This window comes from Roseibium sediminicola, assembly GCF_023156505.1.
Classification (GTDB): Bacteria; Pseudomonadota; Alphaproteobacteria; order Rhizobiales; family Stappiaceae; genus Roseibium; species Roseibium sediminicola.
Window position 1 is genome coordinate 506,051 of the sequence record NZ_JALNMJ010000002.1, and the last position, 19,865, is coordinate 525,915.

At 59.0% G+C, this 19,865-nt stretch carries 20 protein-coding genes and 1 pseudogene; 14 read left to right on the forward strand and 7 right to left on the reverse strand.

Going from position 1 to position 19,865, the window contains the following annotated elements; translation table 11 throughout:
* Positions 1 to 16: 16 nt before the first annotated feature.
* The 5 genes from M0H32_RS05335 to M0H32_RS05355 all read left to right on the forward strand — a co-directional run bounded on the left by M0H32_RS05335 (position 17) and on the right by M0H32_RS05355 (position 6,656).
* A complete protein-coding gene (locus tag M0H32_RS05335) occupies positions 17 to 1,456 on the forward strand; it encodes a M81 family metallopeptidase (RefSeq protein ID WP_248151691.1) in 1,440 nt (479 codons plus the stop codon).
* Positions 1,457 to 2,394: 938 nt separating this feature from the next.
* A complete protein-coding gene (locus M0H32_RS05340) occupies positions 2,395 to 2,994 on the forward strand; it encodes a hypothetical protein (RefSeq protein WP_248151693.1) in 600 nt (199 codons plus the stop codon).
* 266 nt (positions 2,995 to 3,260) lie between these two features.
* On the forward strand, positions 3,261 to 4,559 hold the full coding sequence (locus M0H32_RS05345) for an NAD(P)/FAD-dependent oxidoreductase (protein ID WP_248151696.1): 1,299 nt from the start codon (positions 3,261 to 3,263) through the stop codon (positions 4,557 to 4,559).
* Positions 4,556 to 5,407 (forward strand): DUF1365 domain-containing protein, encoded by an 852-nt coding sequence (locus M0H32_RS05350; RefSeq protein WP_248151699.1) that lies wholly within the window; start codon positions 4,556 to 4,558, stop codon positions 5,405 to 5,407. The genes M0H32_RS05345 and M0H32_RS05350 overlap by 4 nt, the downstream gene beginning before the upstream one ends.
* Before the next feature lie 19 nt (positions 5,408 to 5,426).
* Complete coding sequence (locus M0H32_RS05355) at positions 5,427 to 6,656, forward strand: SAM-dependent methyltransferase (protein ID WP_248151700.1); 1,230 nt, start codon at positions 5,427 to 5,429, stop codon at positions 6,654 to 6,656.
* A 19-nt stretch (positions 6,657 to 6,675) separates the two neighbouring features.
* Here M0H32_RS05355 and M0H32_RS05360 read toward each other — a convergent pair whose 3' ends face one another.
* Together M0H32_RS05360 and M0H32_RS05365 are read right to left on the reverse strand one after the other, a co-directional pair.
* Positions 6,676 to 7,482, reverse strand: coding sequence for an SDR family NAD(P)-dependent oxidoreductase (locus M0H32_RS05360; RefSeq protein ID WP_248151701.1), 807 nt, complete (start codon positions 7,480 to 7,482; stop codon positions 6,676 to 6,678).
* Positions 7,483 to 7,539: 57 nt separating this feature from the next.
* Positions 7,540 to 8,196, reverse strand: a complete 657-nt coding sequence (locus tag M0H32_RS05365) for a ChrR family anti-sigma-E factor (RefSeq protein WP_248151702.1) — start codon at positions 8,194 to 8,196, stop codon at positions 7,540 to 7,542.
* 315 nt (positions 8,197 to 8,511) lie between these two features.
* Here M0H32_RS05365 and M0H32_RS05370 point away from each other — a divergent pair, with 315 nt between their 5' ends.
* The 4 genes from M0H32_RS05370 to M0H32_RS05385 all read left to right on the forward strand — a co-directional run bounded on the left by M0H32_RS05370 (position 8,512) and on the right by M0H32_RS05385 (position 12,449).
* On the forward strand, positions 8,512 to 9,546 hold the full coding sequence (locus tag M0H32_RS05370; protein ID WP_248151711.1) for a cysteine synthase A: 1,035 nt from the start codon (positions 8,512 to 8,514) through the stop codon (positions 9,544 to 9,546).
* A 27-nt stretch (positions 9,547 to 9,573) separates the two neighbouring features.
* Complete coding sequence (gene cls / locus M0H32_RS05375) at positions 9,574 to 11,088, forward strand: cardiolipin synthase (RefSeq protein ID WP_248151714.1); 1,515 nt, start codon at positions 9,574 to 9,576, stop codon at positions 11,086 to 11,088.
* Between the two features lie 120 nt (positions 11,089 to 11,208).
* Positions 11,209 to 11,721 (forward strand): hypothetical protein, encoded by a 513-nt coding sequence (locus tag M0H32_RS05380; RefSeq protein WP_248151715.1) that lies wholly within the window; start codon positions 11,209 to 11,211, stop codon positions 11,719 to 11,721.
* An 83-nt stretch (positions 11,722 to 11,804) separates the two neighbouring features.
* Positions 11,805 to 12,449, forward strand: coding sequence for a LysE family translocator (locus M0H32_RS05385; protein WP_248151719.1), 645 nt, complete (start codon positions 11,805 to 11,807; stop codon positions 12,447 to 12,449).
* Between the two features lie 52 nt (positions 12,450 to 12,501).
* Here M0H32_RS05385 and M0H32_RS29610 read toward each other — a convergent pair whose 3' ends face one another.
* Positions 12,502 to 13,407 (reverse strand): helix-turn-helix domain-containing protein, encoded by a 906-nt coding sequence (locus tag M0H32_RS29610; protein WP_248151724.1) that lies wholly within the window; start codon positions 13,405 to 13,407, stop codon positions 12,502 to 12,504.
* Positions 13,408 to 13,656: 249 nt separating this feature from the next.
* Here M0H32_RS29610 and M0H32_RS05395 point away from each other — a divergent pair, with 249 nt between their 5' ends.
* The 4 genes from M0H32_RS05395 (at position 13,657) to sseA (ending at position 16,326) form a co-directional block, all read left to right on the forward strand.
* Complete coding sequence (locus M0H32_RS05395; protein ID WP_248151726.1) at positions 13,657 to 14,091, forward strand: hypothetical protein; 435 nt, start codon at positions 13,657 to 13,659, stop codon at positions 14,089 to 14,091.
* 153 nt (positions 14,092 to 14,244) lie between these two features.
* Positions 14,245 to 14,961 (forward strand): alanyl-tRNA editing protein, encoded by a 717-nt coding sequence (locus tag M0H32_RS05400; RefSeq protein WP_248151728.1) that lies wholly within the window; start codon positions 14,245 to 14,247, stop codon positions 14,959 to 14,961.
* Between the two features lie 36 nt (positions 14,962 to 14,997).
* Positions 14,998 to 15,471: a GFA family protein gene (locus M0H32_RS05405; RefSeq protein WP_248151730.1), complete on the forward strand. Its 474-nt coding sequence runs from the start codon at positions 14,998 to 15,000 to the stop codon at positions 15,469 to 15,471.
* A 9-nt stretch (positions 15,472 to 15,480) separates the two neighbouring features.
* A complete protein-coding gene (sseA, locus tag M0H32_RS05410; protein ID WP_248151732.1) occupies positions 15,481 to 16,326 on the forward strand; it encodes a 3-mercaptopyruvate sulfurtransferase in 846 nt (281 codons plus the stop codon).
* Positions 16,327 to 16,338: 12 nt separating this feature from the next.
* On the opposite strand, the gene M0H32_RS05415 is transcribed toward sseA, so the two are convergent.
* The 3 genes from M0H32_RS05415 to M0H32_RS05425 all read right to left on the reverse strand — a co-directional run bounded on the left by M0H32_RS05415 (position 16,339) and on the right by M0H32_RS05425 (position 18,828).
* Entirely contained in the window at positions 16,339 to 17,466 is a 1,128-nt protein-coding gene (locus M0H32_RS05415; RefSeq protein ID WP_248151734.1) for a globin-coupled sensor protein, read from the reverse strand.
* Positions 17,378 to 17,704 carry a protoglobin domain-containing protein gene (locus M0H32_RS05420; protein ID WP_248151736.1) on the reverse strand — a complete coding sequence of 109 codons (327 nt, stop codon included), beginning with the start codon at positions 17,702 to 17,704 and terminating at the stop codon, positions 17,378 to 17,380. Before M0H32_RS05420 ends, M0H32_RS05415 begins: the two co-directional genes overlap by 89 nt.
* 308 nt (positions 17,705 to 18,012) lie before the next feature.
* Complete coding sequence (locus tag M0H32_RS05425) at positions 18,013 to 18,828, reverse strand: HD domain-containing protein (protein ID WP_248151738.1); 816 nt, start codon at positions 18,826 to 18,828, stop codon at positions 18,013 to 18,015.
* Positions 18,829 to 18,901: 73 nt separating this feature from the next.
* Here M0H32_RS05425 and M0H32_RS05430 point away from each other — a divergent pair, with 73 nt between their 5' ends.
* On the forward strand, positions 18,902 to 19,519 hold the full coding sequence (locus tag M0H32_RS05430) for a TetR/AcrR family transcriptional regulator (protein ID WP_248151741.1): 618 nt from the start codon (positions 18,902 to 18,904) through the stop codon (positions 19,517 to 19,519).
* On the opposite strand, the pseudogene M0H32_RS05435 reads toward M0H32_RS05430, so the two are convergent.
* Positions 19,514 to 19,765 (reverse strand): annotated as a pseudogene (locus tag M0H32_RS05435) (DUF2459 domain-containing protein); the annotation flags it as partial. The gene M0H32_RS05430 and the pseudogene M0H32_RS05435 overlap by 6 nt on opposite strands.
* Positions 19,766 to 19,865: the final 100 nt, after the last annotated feature.

The window sequence follows — 19,865 nt, forward strand, 5'->3', positions numbered from 1 at the left end:
AAAGCAGGCGTCGCCCATGAAAATCGCCGTCGGCGGCATTCACACCGAATGCAGCACCTATTCGACGCTTTTCCAGACCGCAGACGACTTTACACTCGCCCGTGGTCCGGATCTGCTTGAACAATGTGGTCTCGCCGGCGACGGCTTTGCTGGTGTCTCTTTCTGCCCGCTGTTTCACGCCCGGGCCATTCCGGGCGGTCCGGTTGATCCGGACTGCTACGAAGGGTTCAAGACTGCCTTCCTGCAGGAGCTGCGCGCGGCGATGCCGGTCGATGGTGTGCTCCTGATCATGCATGGCGCCATGTATGTCCCGGATCTTGCCGATCCGGAGGGCGACTGGATCGCCGCGGTGCGTGAGGTTGTCGGAGCCGATGCGCCGATAGCCGTGAGCTATGACCTTCATGGCAACGTCACCCAGGACACCGTCGATCAGATCGATATCTTCTGTGCTTATCGCACCGCGCCACATATCGATGTTCGCGAGACCCATCTGCGCGCGGCCCGTCTCCTTGTCGATCAATTGCAGGGCGGCCCGCGCCGAATGGTAGCCTGGGCGCCTGTTCCAGTGCTGTTGCCCGGCGAAAAAACCAGTACCGAGGATGCCCCCGCCAAGGCGCTTTATGAAAGTCTTCCAGAGCTCGACCTGCGTGCCGGGATTTGCGACACCAACCTGATGGTCGGTTATGTCTGGGCGGACGTCGCCCGTGCAACGGCGGCAGCGGTCGTCACCGGCACGGATCCCGACGCGCTCCTCAAGGCCGCAGCAGATATTGCGACGTCCTATTGGAACGTGCGTGACCTGTTCGATTTTGGCGTTTCGACAAAATCACTGGCGCAATGCCTTGATGACGCAGCCGCGGCAACGTCGCACCCCTTGATTCTCGCGGACAGCGGCGACAATCCGACAGGCGGCGGTGTCGGAGATCGAAACGATGTTCTGAAGGCATGGCTGAAGCGCGGGCTCAGGGGCGCGGTCTTTGCCGGGATCGCGGATCCGCCAGCCCTTGCCGAAGCCTGGCGCTGCGCCGAAGGCAGTTCGCTGGATCTTACCATCGGCGGGGCGCTTGGCAGTCCATGCAGTCCGGTAACCGTGTCCGCCGTGGTGCAGGTTAAGATCGGCGAGACAACGAAGGCCAATCGAGAGGTTCTGGTGGAAATCGACGGAAACCAAGTCGTTTTGACCGAGCGTCGCCGACCGTTCCATACTCTGGCCGACTTTCGGAAATTCGGCGTCGAACCGGAACGGAGCCCCTTTCTGATCGTCAAATCGGGATATTTGTCGCCGGAACTTGCTCCTCTTGCCAATCCCGCCCTGATGGCCCTGACCGAGGGCGCCGTCAACCAGGATATTGCGAGCCTTGCCAACAGCCACCGGCGGCAACCGACCTATCCGTTCAAGGACGCCTTTGACTGGCAAGCGCGCCCCACCCTTTCCAGGCGCGCCAGGCAGAAGTGAAACCCGGCAAGGACAACAGGAAAATCACAGAGAATTTCTCGATAATTTGACCGTAATATTTCTACAAAACAAATTCTTCAGTCGACTCGACCGTCTCCCAGGCTCACACTGGAATTTTCAAGGCAGAGACACCAGTGATTTACCTAAAATGCATAAGATTTCGCCTGATTTAATTAGGCCTGCGAATTAAGGCAGCTCATCGCGGTCGCGTACGTATTAGTCATTACCTTCAATACTTTAGTATCATACGCCCGTACAAATACCGGCAGTGGAGTTGGCGCATTGTCATTTTTACTAAGGTTGAAAGTTACTTACCGCTCGGTATCAAATTTGTGAGTTGCTTGACTTGGTAAGAGGAAAAAACCCAACCGGTCTTTGAGGGCAGGCAAAGAAGGAAAACAACTGACAGCCACAATTGCCCCCAAATGTGTTGAGCAACGAACTGATCGGGATTTTTAGGCACGAGGCCCCATCGACAGTGCTGCCCAGACAACGCTCCCCGGGAGAACCGGTGGAGCGTTTTTCTTTTTCCAGCATTTCGGAAAAAACTACGGAACCATTTCACCGATCACGCATTCACTCAACGTAACTTCGCCCCAAACGGGCCGTTTTCGCCTCGAAAAGACTGACAAAAATGCAACAGTCAAGAAATGAACGCTACGGCATTGTCAGTTATTACAGGGGTGAGTCGATCACGGAACAGTGAAAGACCTTGAATGCAAGGTCACCGATCATAGGTATTACCGAAAAGTAAGCGATTTAGGGTGAATTTGTGATCTTTATTACACCCATTCAGCAGATTGTGGTGCGATAATGGCAAAATCGTGACCGCGCGATACAGGGGCGAGAGCCAGATAAGTCACTGATAAATGTCCAAAAGGACAGGCCAAGAGACCCCTGATGCGGTGAATGAAGTTGTATAGCCTTGGGAGGCGTACATGCAACGGAATAGCAAAGCAGGAATAATTGCGCTTGGCCTCATCCTCGCCCTGGCGGGAAGCGCTGCTGCGGCCCCATTGCCTCAGGAAACGATTACGTTGCCCGAGGATCGTCTTGCCGTAACAGTTGCCTCCGCGACCCAGGACCAGATGGATCCCCTGGAAAGCGAACTGACCATATGGGTAGGCGAGATTGAACTGGAAGGCCGCAAGGCCGTCTGGGTCGAACTGATCGATTCCTATGGCGAAGTGATTTACGATTCCGAAGTCAGCACCAATGAAACCCATCTGCTGCCGGACGGGCGTGCGGTCGTGGTCCGGGCAATGGACCAAGAAACCGTTGTCGCCGGCAAGGATGAATCCAGGCTGGTGACCGAAGGCACGCTCATGGTGACGCGCCGCGTCGTCAATGAAGGCGCCGATGCGACCACGGTCGAGCTGATCGAAACCGCGGACGAACCAGTTCAGAAGCGCGGCACGATGTTGCAGGTTGCCGATTTCGGGGACATGATTTGGCAGAAGATCGTCGCCTTCTTCGACGCTGCAGGTACCCGTGTCAAAGTTGCCTGGAACTGGCTGGTTGACAGCATTCAGGCCTGACGAGGGCTTTCAACTCCTCAGTCATTGCGTCCCCTGTTCGATGATTTCGGACAGGGGCGCTCCCCTTCATGCGCCAGCCCGAGCAGCCCTGGACTTGATGCCGAGACGGTGCAGGTTAAGACGGGACCTGAAAAAAATCATAAAATTCATTGACCTGCGTGATCCGGCCGTTTCCCCTTAGCGTAACCCGACAGAACCAACGTTTCAGTCCAACCCTACTGGCCTGCCGAATCTTGGGCTGGTCCTGACAGGCCGAAGGATACGCTATGCGGATTGCCGTCATCGGCTCCGGTATTTCCGGAAACAGTGCTGCCTGGGCACTCAGTGCTTTTCATGATGTTGTTCTGTACGAAAAACGTCATCGGCCCGGTGGCCACAGCGCCACTGCAGATATTGACTATGACGGCACGCCTATGTCCGTTGACACGGGCTTCATCGTCTATAACGAACTCAATTACCCGAACTTCACCGCTCTGCTCGACCATCTCGGCGTCGCCAGCGAAGTCAGCGACATGAGCTTCGCGCTGTCGGCGGATGAGGGCAAGCTGGAATGGTCCGGTGACGGCTTGAACGCAGTGTTCGCGCAGCGCAAGAACCTAGTGTCCCCACGGTTTCTGCGCATGCTCCGGGATATTTTCCGCTTCAACAAGAGAGCCGTCGAAGACCTGAAGGCCGGACGTCTCGCCGGCGTCACACTCGGTGACTATCTCGACCGCGAACGCTATTCGGCGGGTTTCGTCAATGACTACCTGCTGGCGATGGGCGCCGCAATCTGGTCGACACCGATCAACGAAATGCGGGCGTATCCCGCCGAGAGTTTCGTTGCCTTCTTTGACAATCACAGACTGCTGTCATTCGATCAACCGCTCTGGCGAACCGTATCCGGCGGAAGCCGGAACTATGTGACACGGCTGCTGGCGCCCTTGGCGGACAAGATCCGGCTCGGCGCTCCGGTCACTCGAATCCTCCGGGAAAACGGGCAAGTCTCGGTCACTGACAGCTCCGGCAATACGGACGTGTTCGACCAGGTCGTGCTCGCCAGCCACACCGACCAGAGCCTTGCCATGCTCGGCGACCCGAGCCCCAGGGAACGCGCCATTCTAAGCGCGATCCGCTACCGGCCGAACGAGGTCTATTTGCATCGCGATCCAAATCTGATGCCCAAAAACAAGCGGGTCTGGTCCTCCTGGAACTACATGTCCGACCGGGACGCCGGAGAGACCCGCGATGTCACAGTCAGCTACTGGATGAACCGTCTGCAGAACATCGATCGCTCCAAACCGGTCTTTGTCACCCTCAATCCCTTCAATGCCCCGCGCGAGGATCTCACCTTCGCTAAATACATATACGACCATCCGCAATTCGACGCCTCGGCTCTCGCCGCCAAGCGGCAGCTCTCGGACATCCAGGGTGTCAACAACACCTGGTTCTGCGGCGCTTGGCAGGGGCACGGCTTTCACGAAGACGGCCTCGCTTCCGGTCTCGCCGTTGCCCGCGCGCTTGGGGCCCGCTTGCCATGGGACACCCACGAACAGCAGCCACAATACCTGGACGCCGCCGAATGAGACCGCGTGCCAGCAACCGCGCCAGCGACAATGGCCCTCCTCCGGAAGCCGCCGCGGTGCTTTACAGCGGTTCGGTGATGCATCACCGAATGAAACCGCGGCAGCACCGGTTCTCCTATGAGGTCTTCTCCGTGCTGCTTGACCTTGACCGGCTGGACGAAGCCAATGGATTGAGCCGTCTGTTTTCCGTCAACCGTTTCAACCTGTTGTCCTTCCATGAGAAGGATCATGGCCAGCGCGACGGCGGCAATCTGCGGTGTCATGTCGAAAGACTGTTGGCGGGAGAAGGTGTTCAAAGACCGGCGCGGATCCTGCTGCTCGCCTATCCGCGCCTTCTCGGCTACGGATTCAATCCGCTCAGCGTCTATTACGCCTACGACAAGCAGGATCGCCTGCTGGCCCTGATCTACGAAGTCCGCAACACATTCGGCGGTCTTCACACCTATGTGGCCCCGGTCAAACCCGGTCAATGGAGCGACGCCGGTGTCCGCCAGGACCAGCGCAAGGAGTTCTACGTCTCGCCCTTCATCAGCATGGAACAACACTATCACTTCCGCATGCTGCCGCCGGGAGACACCGTGCGGGTGCGCATTCTGGAAAAAGACACTGCTGGTCCGCTGCTGGCCGCGAGTTTTTCCGGCACCTGTTCGCCCCTTTCCACACGATCCATCGCCAGGGCCTGCCTGCGTGTCCCCTTCCTGTCCCTCAAGGTTATGAGCGCCATTCACTGGGAAGCCTTTAAAATCTGGCGCAAGCGTGTACCATTTCATCGTCGGCCCGCGAATGACGCACCGGATGGGGGGCCGTCCCGGCGCCACCAGGAAACGGCGTTGGCTTCAAATGAGTGACATTTCAAGAGGTTCTGCCATGAGTGAGCCTATTGTTCTGACCCAAGACAATCTCCGCAGAGAATTGAAGGGCACCCCGCGCCTTGCGCGTATGGCTGCAAGTCTCGCAGTCAAAATCCGCTATGGATCGCTCGAAATCCAGTTCCCCGATGGACGCTGCTACCTGATCGAGGGGCGTGAGTCCGGTCCGCACGGTGTGCTGAAGATCCATAACTGGCGTTTCTTCCGTATGGTGGTTCAGGCGGGCGACGTGGGCGTCGGCGAAGCCTTCATGGCCGGTTATTGGTCGTCGCCGGACGTCACCACCTTTCTGGAAGTCTTCTGCATCAACCAGGAATCGACGCTGGAGGCTCTGCAGGGCCGTCCCTTCTCGCGCTTTCTGCTATCGATCCGCCATTGGCTCAACGCCAACACCAAGCGCGGTTCGAAGCGCAACATTTCCGCCCATTACGATCTCGGCAACGCCTTTTACAAGGAATGGCTCGATCCTTCGATGACCTATTCCTCGGCAATCTACAGCAACGAGACCAACAATCTGGAACAGGCGCAGGTGGAAAAATATGCCTCGCTGGTGCGCCAGACCGGGATCGAACCGGATCACACGGTTCTCGAAATCGGCTGCGGCTGGGGCGGGTTCGCGGAACATGTGGCCAAGACCGTTGGAGCCCAGGTGCGTGCCCTCACCATTTCGCGGGAACAGTTCGAGTATGCCCGCGAACGTATTTTCAAGGCCGGTCTGACCGAGAAGGTCGATGTGGTGTTCCAGGACTACCGCGACGAGCGCGGTGTCTACGACCGGATCGCCTCCATCGAGATGTTCGAAGCGGTCGGCGAAAAATACTGGCCGACCTATTTCCAGCAATTGTCCAGGTGCCTCAAGCCGGGCGGACGGGCCGGCCTGCAGATCATCACCATTCAGGACAAGATGTTCGAGGATTACCGGCGCGGCACCGATTTCATCCAGCGCTACATCTTCCCTGGCGGCATGCTGCCGCCACCGGAGCGCCTCAGGGAGATCGGCAAGTCCTTGGGTCTCGACCTCGAAGACCAGAAGATTTTTGGCCAGGACTATGCCCGCACCCTCGCCGAGTGGCGCCAGAGTTTCCGGCAGGCCTGGCCAAGGATCAGGCCGCTTGGATTTGACGAACGGTTCAAGCGTCTCTGGGAGTTCTACCTGCACTACTGCGAGGCAGGCTTCCGGTCCGGCAACATCGATGTGCGCCAGATGGTCTACGTGAAGTCAGGTTAAATTGAACAAACGGGCCGGATCATCCGGCCCGTTTTTTGTTCCAGCCGGTCGTCCGTTTCAGGAGTGCGAAATAGGCGCCGTAGGGCAGCAGTTGGAGCAGTTTCAAGCGGCGCACGAAACGCCTTGGAAAAGCGATTTCGAACCTGCTGCTGTCTTGCAAACCACGAAGGATTTCCGATGCGGCGTGTTCCACCGACATAAGATCGGGCATTGGAAACGGATTGGACCGCGTGGCCGGTGTGTCGACAAAGCCCGGATTGATCAGCTGAATGCGGATCCCAGCAAGGTCCAGGTCGAATTTCAGGGACTCAACAAGATTGATCAACCCGGCCTTGGTCGCACCATAGGCGGCCGACGTCGGCAACCCGCCATATCCTGCCACCGATGACACCACGCCTATCTGGCCCTTGCCCGCCTGCTTCATGCGGTCGATAACCGGGAGGAGCACATTGACCGTTCCCATCAGATTGACGTCGAAACTCTTCCGATAGGCCTCCACGTCGCCGTTGAGCCCGTCCTGCGGCAGATAAATGCCCGCATTGGCGACGAGCAGAGACAATCCGCCAAGCTCCTCCTCGATGCCCGCACAATGTTGTGCCATCAGCGCCGTGTCGCTGACGTCGCCAGGATAGGGGTGGATCGATCCGGTGAGTGCCTCGGATTGCCGGGCAAGATCTTGGAGTGCGGATTCGGACCTGGCCGTTGCGGCCACTGTCCAGCCGTCTTTGGCAAGGTCAAGAGCAAGCTGACGACCGATTCCGGAACTCGCACCGGTAATCCAGGCACACCCATCGGAGGGTGCCGCGACATAGTCCTGATGTGGCAAATCAAACTCCCAAGCGATCTGCCCTTACTACGCCGGGCACGCGGGAGTGGATCTAAATCAGCGCATGAAAGGGGCGAACCAGCGGCCGACCGGGCCTGTCAGTTGCAGGCGGCCGGCGGTGACCGCAAAACAGATGCAGTCCTCGCCCTCATCGGCGATCGGCTTGTGGTCCACATCGCCATCTGCAAAGGCTAGGTCGCCGGTTTCGTAATGTCCGTCCTGATCCTTGAACCCACCCTGGAGAACCAGGGTCAATTCAGTTCCATGGTGGGTGTGGGAAGGCATGGCGCGGCCGGCTCGAACCCACAGCAGGCTGGCATCGCAGCCGTCAATTTCACCGAACTTGCATTCCTTCACCCCCGGCAGAAGCGTCTTCCAGGGCAGCGATGTCATGGACTTGCCGATGATCGCCTGCAGGGAACTCGGAACGGGAGCGCCTTCCGACGCGAGCTCCAGGAAAAGGGGCTCGTTGTCGTTCAGATCGGCAGGGTCCGCGTTGAAAATACTGGACAAAGCACCGTCCCGGTCGGTGAGGCCCACGGGATCCATCGCCTCAAGCCCAACACCTGCCAGCGTTTCCAGAGAGGCCACATAGCCACGGTTCCGGTCGCTCAGCTCCAGATGAGCCGCGACCAGCGCCTGCGCCGGATAGGTCAGGGTCCCGGCCGCGTATCCGGCCAGCAACTCATCCATACCGGTCACGTTCTTTTCCATTGTGGCTCTCATAAGTCTCCAGCGCCTAAAGTTGCACTATTCGCGTTACGCGGTACAACAGGGCTCGGATCATCGTTTACACCATAAATATTTGAAATTGAATTTCAGAAAAGGTCCGGAGCAGAATAATTGACTGCTCACCTTTGACGGTCCAGGGAAAAGCCATTGCGAGTTCATGTGGAGCGCTGGCATTCCGGCCAGGGTGCCTTACATTGCAAACTTGATCAAGTTGCCGCCGACCTTTAGCGTCCGGGGCTCATCAGTTTCAACTGTCCGGGCCAGACAACCGGTTCAGTTCAGCCAGGATTTACGAGAATGACAGTGTCCGCTTCTGTTGTCGATGCGATCGGGAACACGCCCCTTATCCGCCTGAAGGCTTTGTCCGAGGAAACAGGCTGTGAAATCCTGGGCAAAGCGGAATTCATGAATCCCGGCCAGTCGGTCAAGGACCGCCCCGCCCGGCAAATGATTCTCGAGGCCGAAGCCCGCGGAGACCTGAAACCGGGCGGCGTTATCGTCGAAGGCACCGCCGGCAACACCGGCATTGGTTTGGCCCTGGTGGCAAGCGCACGCGGTTATCGCACCGTGATCGTCATTCCGGAAACGCAGAGCCAGGAGAAAAAGGACATGCTGCGCCTGTGCGGCGCCGAGCTGGTCGAAGTTCCGGCAAAACCCTTCAAGGACCCGAACAACTATCAGCATGTGGCCCGCCGGCTTGCCGAACAGATGTCTAAGACCGAGCCCAACGGAGTGCTCTTTGCCGATCAGTGGAACAATCTGGACAACCGCAAGGCCCATTTCACGACCACCGGCCCTGAGATCATGGCGCAGACCGGCGGACGCGTTGACGGTTTCATCTGCGCTGTCGGCTCGGGTGGCACCCTTGCGGGCGTCTCGACCTATCTGCAGGAGAACAAACCCGGCGTGGTGATCGGCTGCGCCGACCCGCGCGGCGCGGCCATGCAATCGCTGTTCACCACCGGTCAGGCAGTTGCTTCCGACGGCGGATCCGTCTCCGAAGGGATCGGCCTCGGCCGCAGCACCGTGATCGTGGAAGACCTGAAGATCGATCACGCCTATACCATTCCGGACGAGGAAGCCCTGCCATTGGTCTTCGATCTGGCGCAAAATGAAGGCCTACTTCTCGGCGGATCGACCGCAATCAACCTCGCCGGCGCCCGCCGTCTCGCTCGTGAGCTCGGCCCTGGCAAGACCATCGTGACGATCCTGTGCGACCACGGCACGCGCTCTCAGTCCAAGATTTACAATCCGGAATTCCTGCGCGCGAAGGACCTGCCGGTTCCCGCCTGGCTGGAACGCAAAGTCTCGATCTCGCCGCCCTTTGCCTGACGGCATCCGGCAGGAGCTCTTAAAGCCATGGATCCTGACACTCCGATACTCGCGCAGAACGGAGCCGCCGCCGAGGCGGTGATCCGCGACGCCGTCACGGATGCCGGGATCCTCGACGCAATGGCCAACAATCTCGGCCTCGTCGCGGCCTTTGTCGCAGTCATGTATCTCACCGCCGGCATTTGCGCCGTGCGCGAAGTGATGAATTCCAGGACCTCCCAGGGATCGGTTGCCTGGCTCCTGTCCCTGTTCTTCATGCCCTATGTGACCGTGCCGCTCTACTTCGTGTTCGGTTGGCGGTCCTTTACCGACTATGCCCGGATCCAGGCCACCCTTGGCCGGGCGGAACGGGCCCGGCGCGCCGACGAACTCGGGCTCACCGACCATGACGAAACCCGTGACTGGCCGGTCCTGTCCCGGGTCGCGGGGGTTCCCTTTCTGGCCGGCAACAAGGTGGAGCTGCTCATCGACGGCGACGCCACCTTCAGTGCCATCAAGCAGGCCATCGCCCGGGCGCAGCATGTCATTTTCTTTCAGTTCTTCGCCATCCATGACGACGCCCTTGGCAGAGAGATGGCCGACGCGCTGATCGTGCGGGCCAAGGAAGGCCTTGATGTCTATCTGCTTTATGACGATGTCGGCAGCCATTCCCTCTCCGGCGACTTCATCAGGCGTTTGAAAGATGCCGGCGTCCGGGTCTGCGGGTTCAACGAAAACCACAAGTTTTTGCGACTGCTCGGACCGATGCGGCTCAATTACCGCAACCACCGCAAGCTTGTTGTTGTCGATTTCGCGCAAGCCTTTGTCGGTGGCCACAATGTCGCCGACCAATATGTTGGCCGCGATGCCTGGTTCGGTCATTGGCGGGACACACACGTACGCGTCGACGGTCCCGCCGCCGTCGCCTGTTCCCTGTCCTTTGTCGAAGACTGGCTCTGGGCGAGCGGTGAACAGATCAACGTGCCGCAGGTGGGTGAGATCCCGATGCCGGGCGACGAGTCGGTGCTGGTGATGCCGACAGGTCCTGCCGACAAGCTCGAAGAGTGCGCCATCGCGTTTGTGGAAGCTGCGGCGCGCGCAAAGTCGCGTTTCTGGGTCACCACGCCCTATCTGGTGCCCTCGCTCGATGTACAGACGGCTCTTTGTGCGGCTGCCATGCGCGGGGTCGATGTAAGGGTTCTTCTGCCGGAGAAACGGGATCACTGGACCGTCTGGCTTGCCAGCCACGCCTATGAGGACACGCTGGTGCAGCGCGGAGTGAAGGTCTATCGCTACACGGATGGATTTCTGCACCAGAAAGTCACCCTGATGGACGACGACCTGGTCTCCATCGGCACGGTGAATTTCGACAACAGATCGTTCCAGATCAATTTCGAGCTGACGTTGTGGTTCACCCATGAACGCATGATCGCCAACGTGGCGGCGATGCTTGCCAATGACTTCCAGAACGCCAAACTGACCTGGCCGGACGCCTTCCAGTCGCGCAGCTATGTCTTCCGGGTGCTCGCCCAGGGTGCACGTCTGCTGTCACCGATCTTGTGATTATTTTGGTCGAAACGGCCAGAATTCCGCGCAGAACCAGCGCATTTGCATCGTCAACTTAATGCAATTTTAAGTCGAAATACACAGGTTCTCCGCAACTGTTTTTTACGGGGGCATTTAATGAAACTCAAATTGAAATTGATATTCAGCTTCCTCTTCCTGCTTGTAATCGGACCTGCGCTTTTCTTCCTGGACGGGGCCATCATCAAGGATCTGCGTCTCAAGTTCGACACGCTGGCCCCCGCCTATATTGCGACTACGGACCGGGAGTGCCGCTCGAAACTGTTTTTGTTTCATCACTGCAGTTATGACTATGTCTATGAAAACGAGGACTTGGACCAATCCTACTTCTTCGTTTCCTTTGGCGCTCCGAAGACGCTCACGCTGCTCAAAAGCAACGGCACTGGGGAACTGACCTCGGATGTGGGCCAGGACTACCTTTGGAACCGGATCCTGATGATCCTGTTCATGCCAGCCTTGCTGGTTTGGATTTTGGTCAAGTACATGAGCACCAGACGCGCACAGACCGTACCGGAACGGCCCGCGCCGCGACAACAACCGCAGACCCAGCCTCGGCAAAGTGCGCATGCTGGTCTCGGTCAGGGCCGCAAGGAATTCGGCAGACGCCGTTGAAATTTGCCCGCGCGCAAACTGGTTTTAGCCGGCCGAATGAACTAGGGTGAAGGCTCCGTCAACGCTCATGAATTGCAGGCATCATGTCCTTTCTTCCAGATAGCGCGACCCTTCTCGCCTTCACCGCGGCCGCCCTCGTCCTGACGATCACACCAGGCCCGGACATGACCCTGTTCATGAGCAAGACCCTGACACAGGGGCGTCTGGCAGGCCTTGCGGCGGTTCTGGGGGCAACCGCTGGGCTTGTCGTTCATACGGTCCTGGCGGCCGTCGGCGTCTCGGCGCTGCTGGCGGCTTCAGAACTTGCCTTTATTGTGCTGAAGTTTGTCGGCGCGGGTTATCTGATCTGGCTGGCCTATCAGGCAATCCGCAATGGCTCGAGTTTTTCACTTCAGGCGGTCAAGGCGCCCCGGCAGCCCTTCCATCGGGTCTGGCTGCAGGCGCTCGGCGTCAATATTCTCAATCCGAAGATTGTGCTCTTCTTCGTGACGTTCCTGCCGCAATTCGTCAGCGCAAGCGATCCGAACGCTGTCGGCAAGCTGATGTTCCTTGGCTTCTATTTCGTGGTTCTCGGCATGCCCATCTGCGCCCTGATGGTCCTTGGCGCCAGCGCCTTCGCCAGATTCCTTAAGTCCTCGCCCCGTTTCATGCGCGCGTTTGACTGGGCCTTTGCCGGCATCATGGGTACGTTTGCGCTGAAGCTTCTTGTTGCCAAGGCGAATAACTGATCAGCCTGGCACCGGAGACGCTCGCAGGGGCATTCGCGAAGATAAAAGGTCGTCAACCGGCCATGAGATCGCGCAGCCCTGACGGAGTGACCTGCGCCATCTTGCGAAATTCGCGCGACAGGTGGTGCCGGTCCGAGTAAGCCGCCAGATAGGCCACGTCGTCCAGTGACGTGGCGCCGCCCACCAGCAGCCGGGACGCCTTTCTGAGCCGCACATACCGGGCCAGCCGGCCATAACCTATCCCCGCCTCGGACAACCGCCGGGACAGGCTGCGCGACGACACGCCAAGACCAGCTGCGGTGACAGCCAATCCCATATGGTCGCCTTCCGCCCGTTCCAGGACATCGACCACCCGGGTGATCAGCCGGATGGAGGCACCTGTCGCATCAGGAGCCAGCAAATGGTTGAAGTCGCCGGAGAACTGCGGTCGAGACCGCTTGGCCTTGGTCTTGTCCGCGCCAGACAACCGGATAACGAGGTCGCTGTCGAAATCCAGGACGTCTTCCGGGCAGAAGCCGGACTGAAAAACAGGTCGCGCGGCGCGGCCGCGGGGAACGGACCAGATCCCCTCAATGACAAACCCGGCACTTTCGAGCGTTCCGGTGACAACGCCGGCCAGCATGGCCGGCCCAAAAGGCTTGCGGTTGGCCGGCCGCACCCTGTGAGGCGCGAGCAAAAGGGTTGCCGCACCTTCGTTCATGACAAAGGACGAGGTACCGGAACCGTCCACATAGCGCAGGCTGGCTTGTAAGGTCACAAGACCGTTCCAGCGCCGAACCAGCTCCGGCAGTGTTTCGGATCTCATCAGGACATGACTGATGACGTCGAACCCGGAAGGGCTTCCAAGTGCCCGGGCCAGAGCAAACACGGCATCGCAACCGCGCTTGTGGTAGAGCCGATCGACAATATCCATCGGATCGGGCCAGGTTTCCGCCGTCTCGGACTGTCTACCAAACACCCCTGGAAACCGGACCACGGCCTCGCGGGCATATCTTCGCAGCCACCAGTTCCAATACGCCGCATAGGCTTCACCGAGCGGCGCATTAACGGAATCAGGCCCTGACCCGCCGGTCTCCTGCCTTTTCCAACCTTCAGAAATTTTGGCGCGAATATTCACAGACTTCCCTGCCCTCTCAGGCACGATGCCACCACCCTGGAGCGAATCCAAGGGATTAAACCAAAAGCAAGCATCCAGAACGAGGGGAACATGCACAGAGCAAACTTTGGACGTCGGGTCCTCAAGACGGCGGTAGTGGCTGGCCTTGCCGGTCTCGCTGCCGCTGGCGCCGGACACGCCGACCCTACCCAGCTGAACGCGGCCGAAATCAAGGATATGATGTCCGGCAACTCCATATTCGGCTTCTTTCCCGATGGCGTGACGGAGTACCGGCAGAACAATCACAGCGACGGTGTCGCCGTCGTTGTGGTCAAAGGCGACAAGATCCGCAACATCCCCTGGGAAGCCGTCGAAGAAGATGGAACCGGCAAGTATTGCGAGGACTGGAGCGCCGATGGCTGGGGCAAACTCTGCTTTACCGTCACGCGTGAAGAAGCGACCCGGCCTGTTTTCACCAACGCCAAAGGCAAGGCGAATACCCAGAGCTGGGCCGAAGGCTTTGTCGACCTGAATTTCGCGGACTGACACGCAGCCACGTCAAGGATTCCCGAGCCCGCGGACCGGCCAGGCCCGCGGGCGTTTTCCTGTTTTTGCAAACGTGTCTTTTTGTGTCGCTTTTGTCCTTGCACGGGCCGCGGATCATTGCTCAAGTCTAACGGGAAAACCAGGGAGCCCCGGATGACAACGCCTTTGTTTCGCGATGATGCCTATCTTCAAACCTGCGAGGCCGAGGTTATTGGCGTGAATGAACGGGGCGGAATTGTCCTCGACCGGACGGTGTTCTACGCAACCAGCGGCGGCCAGCCGGGCGACAGCGGCGCACTGGAACTGGAAGATGGCAACCGCATCGAGATTGTCACAACTGTCTATGACGGCGACAAGACCACCATTGTCCATGTCCCGGCTGAAGGACAATCTCTTCCCGCCCCCGGCACCAGTCTGACCGCGCATGTCGACTGGGCCGGGCGCTACCGCTCGATGCGCATGCACACGGCGCTGCATCTTCTGTCGGTGGCCCTGCCCTATCCCGTTACCGGAGGACAGATCGGCGACGGCGACGGCCGGCTCGACTTCGACATGGGTGAGGAAACCATCGACAAGGACAGTCTTCTTGCGCAACTAAACGCGCTTGCTGCGGGCGATCACGAAGTGACGACCGAATGGATCACCGACGAGGAACTCGATGCCAATCCGGGTCTCGTCAAGACCATGTCGGTCAAGCCGCCGCGTGGCTCCGGACGGGTGCGGCTGGTGCGGATCGGTGGCGATGTCGACTTGCAGCCCTGCGGCGGCACCCATGTCACCAGGACGTCCGAAATCGGCACGCTTGCTCTTGGCAAGATCGAAAAGAAAGGCAAGCAGAACAGGCGTGTGCGAATTCGCCTGACAGATTAGGACGGCGCTGACAGAAGACTGACAAGGGAGGCTGAGATGAGACTATCGGGTGGCTGCCACTGCGGCGCGGTGGCTTTCGAAATGGAGAGCAAGGCACCCTATCCCTATATGCGTTGCTATTGCTCGATCTGCCGCAAGATCGGCGGCAGCGGCGGCTACGCCATCAACCTGATGGCCGATGCCGGCAGCCTGATGGTCCAGGGCGCTGAAGCCAAAGGTGTCTACAATGCCGTCATCGACGGCAAACCCAGTCCGGCAGAAAGGCATTTCTGCAAGACCTGCGGTGCGCATCTCTGGGTCTGGGACCCGCGCTGGCCGGAACTGATCCATCCCCATGCCGGGGCCGTCGACAGCCCCTTGCCAACACCGCCAGAGACCGTCCATATCATGCTGGCATTCAAGCCGGACTGGGTCGACGTGCCGGAGGGGCCGGGCCATATGCATTTTCAGAACTACCCGGACCAGTCCATTGAGGACTGGCACCGGTCCAAGGGACTATTGGAGGTTTAAGGAGACACCATGACCGATCACCCGCTTGTGTCCACCCAATGGCTGGCCGATCATCTGTCGTCTCCGGACATGGTTGTGGTCAACGCCTGGATGCCCCCTGTCACCCACCCGGACGCGCCGCCGGTCTATCCGAACGCGCATATTCCGGGCGCCGTCTTCTTCGACGTCAACGAGATCTGCGATAAATCCAGCGACCTGCCGCATATGCTGCCCGCGCCGCATGTGTTTTCCTCCGCCATGCGCAAACTCGGCATCGGCGACGGTCAGACCCTGGTGGTCTATGACGATTTCGGCTTCTATTCCGCCCCACGGGTGTGGTGGACGCTGAAGAGCATGGGCGCGGAACGGGTCTATGTTCTCGACGGCGGGTTTCCCAAATGGCGCGCCGAAGGCCGCCCCTTCGTCGATGACACGCAACGTCGGGTCCAAAGCCACTTTACCGCCCGCCTCAACAACGGTGCCGTCGCCGATCTGGCGCAGATGCGCGCCACCATCGACAGCAAGTCGCGCCAGATTGTCGATGCCCGGTCGGCGGACCGGTTTGCCGGAGAGGCCCCGGAACCACGGGCTGGCCTCAAGAAGGGCCATATGCCGACATCGCTCAACCTGCCCTTCACCGAGCTGATCCGCGAAGACGGCACGTTTCTGCCGAAGGATGAGCTTGGCGAAGCCTTCAGGCGCGCCGGTGTAGATCTTGACCGGCCGGTCACGACCACATGCGGCTCCGGCGTGACAGCGGCGATCCTGACCCTCGGCCTGACGATCCTGGGTGCACGCGACCTAGCGCTTTACGATGGGTCCTGGGCGGAATGGGGCGGCCGGGACGACACGGACATAGCCACCGGCAGTGCCTAGCGGTGCTTCCTGTCAGGTTCCCGTTTTCAGGGCCTGGAAGAAGTCCCGGATCTCATTCGAAATGGCGTTCGCGCTTTCGGTCATGCGATCGGCTGCGGAGAGAAAATTCTCCGCGGCCCGATCGGTCGATTGGATGGCCTCGCCGACCCCGGTGATGTTTTCGTCGAGCGTCTGCGCACCATTGGCGACAGTTTGAACGCTGTGAGAGATTTCCTGGGTCGCGGCGCCCTGCTCTTCCACTGCTGCGGCGATCGAAGACGTCATCTCGTCCAGTTCCTTGACAACATCGGCAATCGACTGGATAGAGGCGACCGCCATGTCGGTGGAGCTCTGGATCTCGCCGACCTGCTGACTGATTTCCTCGGTTGCCTTTGCGGTCTGTTCTGCCAGCGTCTTGACCTCACTCGCGACGACGGCAAAGCCCTTGCCGGCCTCACCGGCCCGAGCGGCTTCGATGGTTGCATTCAGCGCCAGCAGGTTGGTCTGTTCCGCGATGGCCTGGATCAGGCCGACCACGTCACCGATCTTCTGGGCCGCACCGGCCAGGCTGGCCACCTGCGTTCTGGATTTTTCCGTCCCGCCGGCAGCCTCGCTGGCAATTCGGGATGCGCCCGTGATCTGTTTGGAAATCTCCTGGATCGAGCTGGAGAGCTCTTCCGTAGCCGAGGCAACCGTCTGAACACTCATGTTGGAGTCCCGGGAAACTGTTTCGGCGGCTCCGACCTGAGACCGTGCCGCACCCGATACGCTGGTCAGTTGAGAGGCCTCCGAAGCCACGCCCCGTGCGCCTTCATCGACGGCCGCGAGCGGGTCATGCACATTCCTTTCGAATGTTTCAATCGCCCTGTTGAGCCGTGCGGTCTGCTCGGCACGTTCCTCAAGCAGCTTGTCTTCATAGGTCGAGATGGCCAGGTCCATGTCCAGCAGCACCGCGGATGTGACGTGGTCGAGCATCGTGCTCAGGTTCTTGGGAGAAAACCGGAATTTGCGAGTGAGATAGGTGTGCAACCTTGTCAGAACGAACCTGTATCCGGCTATGTACCATCTCGGTTCAAGACCGATCCGGCAATGGACGTGTCCGATCCTGTTGATAATGGACGTGTCCGATCCTGTTGATGCTGTCCCGATAGGACTGATCAAAGCCGCCCAGAAACAGCTTCTCCCAGTGTGACTTCTGGGCGGAAACCAGTCTGGCCTGCTGATCGCCGACCATGGCCGCCATTTTGGGCTGGGTTTTCAGATGTGCATAAAACCCGGCGAGGACATCATCCAGCGCGGGCTGTATGATCGGCCATAACGTCTTGAGCGATCTAACGGTGGTTTGGTCGATTTGGGCAAAATTCAATCTGGTCTGGAAATCGGTGTCCTGGTTATGCATGGCAACTCACCCTTGAAAACTGCCCCTAGGTCACCCTCCAAACATAAACAAACCATAAATTGCATATGCACTTTGTCTCTATTGACAATTACATTCGCCGAACCGAAACAGACAAGACTGAAACATTTGCCAATACAACTTAAAGAAGAGACCCGCTGGTGCAACCGGCTCGCATCCTGGAGAAGAATCACGGGCCGGTCGTGTCCGGAACCCACAGCCGGACCAGGCGCGGTGTGACACGTTGAGACGACGCCTCCGGAGACGCGATGCACACAACAGACTCGCCGCCGCCTGGAACAGGTTCCCCCTCAGATCTTGACGCGCTCCTGCCGTATAGAGCTGACTTTGTTCGGTTTTCTGGTTTTACCGCCAAACTTGATCAAAACATCCGCCCGGCTGCCCGAAAGATGATGACCCGGCCAGATTTCCAGCGCGTCGATCAAGTCCGTCTTAGGAAACTGCGCTGCGATTTCCTTGTACAACCCCGGTGCTATTCGCAGGCGCCCCATGCCAAAGACATCGCACATGGCGCCCCTGGACAACAGATGCGCCTCAGCTCCGTATAACCGATTTGAAACATAGCCGTTGAGATGAAGGCCAATGGCGTCGGCAACCTTATGTACCTTGGCCCGGTCATGGCCCTTGCCCACCAGGTGATGCCTGCAGCGCTCGGCGCCATGGACAACGAAGCAGCAGTCTCCAGGTTCCCGGGAGCGGCCGGCAGCCAAGCCCACATCATGCAATATGGCGGCCGAAAACAGCAGCTCCCGATCGAAGTCGAGCTTTCGATAACCACCGAGCAGAACACCGAAATAATAGGTCCGCCAACTGTGCCTCATCAATTCCGGGTTCTGTACGCCAACCGCAAATTCGAGCGCATCGCGCACGAGCGCGGTGTCGGGTGGCTGCATGCCCTCAAGATCGCCGCCGAAGGCATTCAGGAGCCCAAAGCGGCTGCGAAGCTTGTCCATCGTCTCAAGCGTCGCCATGCGGCCCATATTCAAGGCCAGTTTTGCCTTTTCTCCACGAGTGAGGCGGCCATCGCGATAGGTCCCCTGGCGCCTGCCCCATTCCACCGTTCCCATGTCTGCCTTGACGTCCGGCATGTCGAACAACCTTTCCATTGACGGCTCCTTATTTTTGTACCTTATCGCATATAAATAGACATGTCGATATTTTTGTGCGACTTGGTATAAAATGAGCAAGCAGACAAAACGTGGCCGTCCGAGGCAGTTCGACGAGGATCAAACCCTGGACCAGATCATGCAGGTTTTCTGGCGTCACGGCTTTGCCGCAACCAGCCTGGACCAGATCTCGGAGGCGACGGGTCTCAACCGGCCGAGCCTCTATGCCGCGTTTGGCAGCAAGAAGGACATGTATCTGAAGATCATTTCCCGGTTCGCGGACCAGATGCACACCTATCTGGCGGCGGCCGGTCGAACGCCATCCGGGGCGCACGCGCGGCTGAAGGCTGTTATGGCGGCAGCGATCGACCTTTACACCGGCCATTCGCCATTGAGCCACGCAGCCTATGGCTGTCTGGCTGTCTCCACACTGCCGTCCGAAACGGTCGATGACAGCGACTTTCAAATGGCGCTATCGGCCGTTTTGAGACGTATGGACGATGGCTTTGCCGAGCTGATCCGCCATGAAGCGTCCGGCAGGCTTGACGAAGACGAGATCGCAGTGGCGGCCCGGCACCTGTCGCTGTTGCTACACGGCCTGTCGATCCGCGCCCGCGCGGGAGAGCCGTCCGAATTGCTCAAAACCCTGGCAGCAAGCGCCGTTGACCGGCTGGTACCGCCGATTTCATAGACTGTTGTGTAACGCCAGCGACCAGGTCAACATTCTTGGCAAAGGCGTCCATATACCCGTCCTGTACCCCGTCGCGCGTAACCTTGCGGCCGTCCAGGTGTTGCATCCGACAAGAGCATTGAAACCGCCTTTGGCCGGGAAAAACATGTCGTGCGCGTCATAGACGGCGTCAGAAATCGGTTCCGGCTTCAGGCCCGGCATAGACTTGAAACTCGACCGGATGTTGTGAAACGGCCTGCAATATTGACCCTGTTTTAGGGGTTATCGGCGTCCAAAACTGACCCCTGCCAAATTTGTTTTTATGCGTCCCTGATTTTTCAGGGAGCATTTTAAGGATGTTGGTTGT